A 3,083-nucleotide genomic window follows, 5' to 3' on the forward strand; every position below is an offset into this window, starting at 1 on the left:
GAAACATGCAATGCCTCGCCCAAAAACCAAGCGGAACACAAAATACCGAATACCGGCACCAAAGTGATGTACGCCGCCGCGCTGCCGGCACCCAAAGTCTTCACGCCTTCAAAATACCACGCATAGCTCAAGACCGTTGCGCCGACAGACAGGCCAATCAAAGCAAACCAGCCCCTGCCGTCCATTTCGGCAAGCATACCAAACGGCAGGCCGTCTGAAATCAGCGCAGGCGGCAGCAACATCATTGCACCCAGCCAAGCGGTGGCCACGGTGACCGTCAGCGCATCAATCCCCTGCAACACCGCCCTGCCTATCATCGTATAAGTGACCAAGCAGCAAAGGCTGAAAAACACCAGCACTTCGCCCCACCCTATGCCGCCGCCCGACAAAAATGCCGCAATCTCGCCATGCGTGACCGCCCATATCGAGCCTGCCACAGCCAACAACATACCCGACACAATCTTGCCGTTGAGCTTCTCGCCAAACAGCAAAGCCGCAAAAAACATCGTCAATACAGGATTGAACGTAACCAACACCGTCGCCCTTGAAGCAGGAATCCGCTGCAAACCCAGCATAGACAACACGGTAAAACCAAATACGCCGAATGCCGCCGCCAGTGCTAATCCAAGCCATTGTTTACGCGACAAAACCGCCAAAGTACGCAATCGATACCGTGCAAACAGCCAGCCCAAAAGCAAGATTGCCGCCGTCAAAAAGCGCAGCATACCGCCCGTTAAAGGCGGCAGCGCTTGTCCCAGCATCCGCCCCATCGGCCAAGATGCGCCCCAAAACGCCGCCATGCCCAATAGTTTTAGATGGATTGCCAAATGTTTCATGGTGATGGATAACTTGAATAATCGGTTTAGAAAGCACACAAGCTCGGTTTGGAAGGATAAATTTCCTTAGCCGCCGATACTTGATAGAGTTTGCGCGGATAAAATACTACGCTGAATCATTACGGAAACAAAGGCCGTCTGAAAGACTGATATCCAGCTTTTTCAGACGGCCTTTGCTGCTCAATCAATAAGGCTTACAACTCAATGCCTTTGAGTTTCGCCACGGTATTAATGTCTTTGTCGCCGCGACCGGAGAGGTTGACCAAAATTACTTGGTCTTTGCTCATTTTCGGCGCGTTTTTCACCGCCCAAGCAACGGCATGGCTGGACTCCAGCGCAGGAATAATGCCCTCGAAACGGCAGAGTAAATCAAAGGCTTCGAGTGCTTCGTCGTCTTTGGCAACGGTGTATTCCACGCGGTTTATGTCGTTCAAATGGCTGTGTTCCGGGCCGATGCCTGGGTAGTCCAAGCCTGCGGAAACAGAGTGCGTACCCAAGACTTGACCGTTTTCGTCCTGCATCAAATAGCTGCGGAAACCGTGCAATACGCCGATAGGGGCTTTGCTGGTAATCGGTGCGGCGTGGTCGGGGGTATCCACGCCCAAACCGCCTGCTTCTACGCCGACCAAACGTACGTTTTCTTCTTCGATATAGGGATGGAACAAACCGATGGCGTTCGAGCCGCCGCCCACGCAGGCAACGGCAACATCAGGTTGGCGGCCGATGGCTTCCAACATTTGTTCTTTGGCTTCATTGCCGATCACGCATTGGAAATCGCGTACCATTTCCGGATACGGCGCAGGGCCTGCGGCAGTGCCGATGATGTAGAACGTATCATCCACACGCGCCACCCATTCGCGCATGGCTTCGTTCATCGCGTCTTTCAGCGTGCGGCTGCCGCTGTCAACGCTGACCACGTTTGCACCCAACAATTTCATACGGAACACGTTGGGCATTTGACGTTGGATATCGTCCGCACCCATATACACGTCACAAGTCATGCCGAAGCGCGCGGCGACGGTGGCAGAAGCCACGCCGTGCTGGCCCGCACCGGTTTCGGCAATCACGCGTTTTTTGCCCATGCGGCGGGCGAGCAGAGCCTGACCGATGGTGTTGTTGACTTTGTGCGCGCCGGTATGGTTCAAATCTTCACGCTTCAGCCAGATTTGTGCGCCGCCCAAATGCTCGGATAATCGCGCGGCATGGTAAACAGGGCTGGGACGGCCGACATAGTGTTTCAAATCATGGCGGAACTCTTCCCAAAATGAAGGATCTTCTTTCGCTGCTTTATAGGCTTCTGCCAATTCTTGCAAAGCCGGAATCAGGGTTTCGGAAACGTACAGGCCGCCGTGTTCGCCGAAAAAGCCGTTCTCGTCGGGAGCGTGATAATTTTTCATGGGATTTTTCCTTGTTCGTTTTATGGTTTCAGACGGCCTGATTCAGTAAAAGGCCGTCTGAAAGTAAAATTGTCAGCAATTATAGCCGTTTTCCATTCATCTTGTCGGCAACTAATTGAATAATAATATCAGCAGACAAAATAGGAACAACAGCGTACAGCTCGATGTTGCAATCAATGCCGTACCCAACGGCGGCGCGATATATTTTTCTTCGTTTTTGTTTCTCAGGCATAGTTTCAATGTCAACATCCCCAGCCACAGTGCCAGCAACCAACAACCTAGAAAGTTAAGCACAAGCAAAGCAATAATCAACTCATTGGTATTTATAGTGCTTATATTCAAAAATATCCAATTAAGGCCGTTAACAGACATAATGACTGCAGATATTTGTATCACATACAAAAGCGTTCCGCCCAGCAATACCTTTATATGCCATTGTTTGGCCTTCAGCCACACTGAGACGACATTTAAAAGCCACCACAAAGCCATAAACGCCATTAAAGAGATTTCATAACGATCCATCGCCTTACTCCTGAAAAACAGTCAATCCAGCCATTTCAAAAAAAGCCCGATACGCCGCTGCCTTTTTCGCCAAACTCAAAGGATAGGCACGCGAAGTCGAAGGCAGGCGCGTCAGAGTCAAATCACGCCCCGCATAGGGGAACGGTACTGTTTCGCCGGTCTTCGGCATTTTCATACCGCTGCCCTGAATCTCCAACAAAACTTCAGTTGCCTTGCCGCCGGTGGTGCAAAGATGGCGGCACTCGGGCATTTGCGCCAATACTGCCGCCAAATCGACGGTTTCTATCACTTTTAAAAACTTATCCGAAGCATTGCCATGTTCGCGTAT

3 protein-coding genes and 1 pseudogene are annotated in these 3,083 nt (G+C 51.3%); all 4 read right to left on the reverse strand.

Annotated elements, in window-relative coordinates; genetic code table 11:
• The coding region (locus ACTHS3_RS11115; RefSeq protein WP_440367967.1) for a DMT family transporter at window positions 1-836 on the reverse strand (836 nt) is incomplete at its 3' end.
• Between the two features lie 194 nt (window positions 837-1,030).
• Window positions 1,031-2,233, reverse strand: coding sequence for a tryptophan synthase subunit beta (trpB, locus tag ACTHS3_RS11120; RefSeq protein WP_049322854.1), 1,203 nt, complete (start codon window positions 2,231-2,233; stop codon window positions 1,031-1,033).
• Between the two features lie 111 nt (window positions 2,234-2,344).
• Window positions 2,345-2,755, reverse strand: a complete 411-nt coding sequence (locus ACTHS3_RS11125) for a hypothetical protein (RefSeq protein WP_070625514.1) — start codon at window positions 2,753-2,755, stop codon at window positions 2,345-2,347.
• A 4-nt stretch (window positions 2,756-2,759) separates the two neighbouring features.
• Window positions 2,760-3,083: pseudogene (locus ACTHS3_RS11130) on the reverse strand (DNA glycosylase); the annotation flags it as partial.

This window comes from Neisseria sp. P0009.S007, assembly GCF_051962515.1.

What these genes read in the sequence shown, in the direction of transcription:
- trpB (WP_049322854.1), bottom strand. Translation starts at nt 2,233, where the DNA reads ATGAAAAATTATCACGCTCCCGACGAGAACGGCTTTTTCGGCGAACAC.
- ACTHS3_RS11125 (WP_070625514.1), bottom strand. Translation starts at nt 2,755, where the DNA reads ATGGATCGTTATGAAATCTCTTTAATGGCGTTTATGGCTTTGTGGTGG.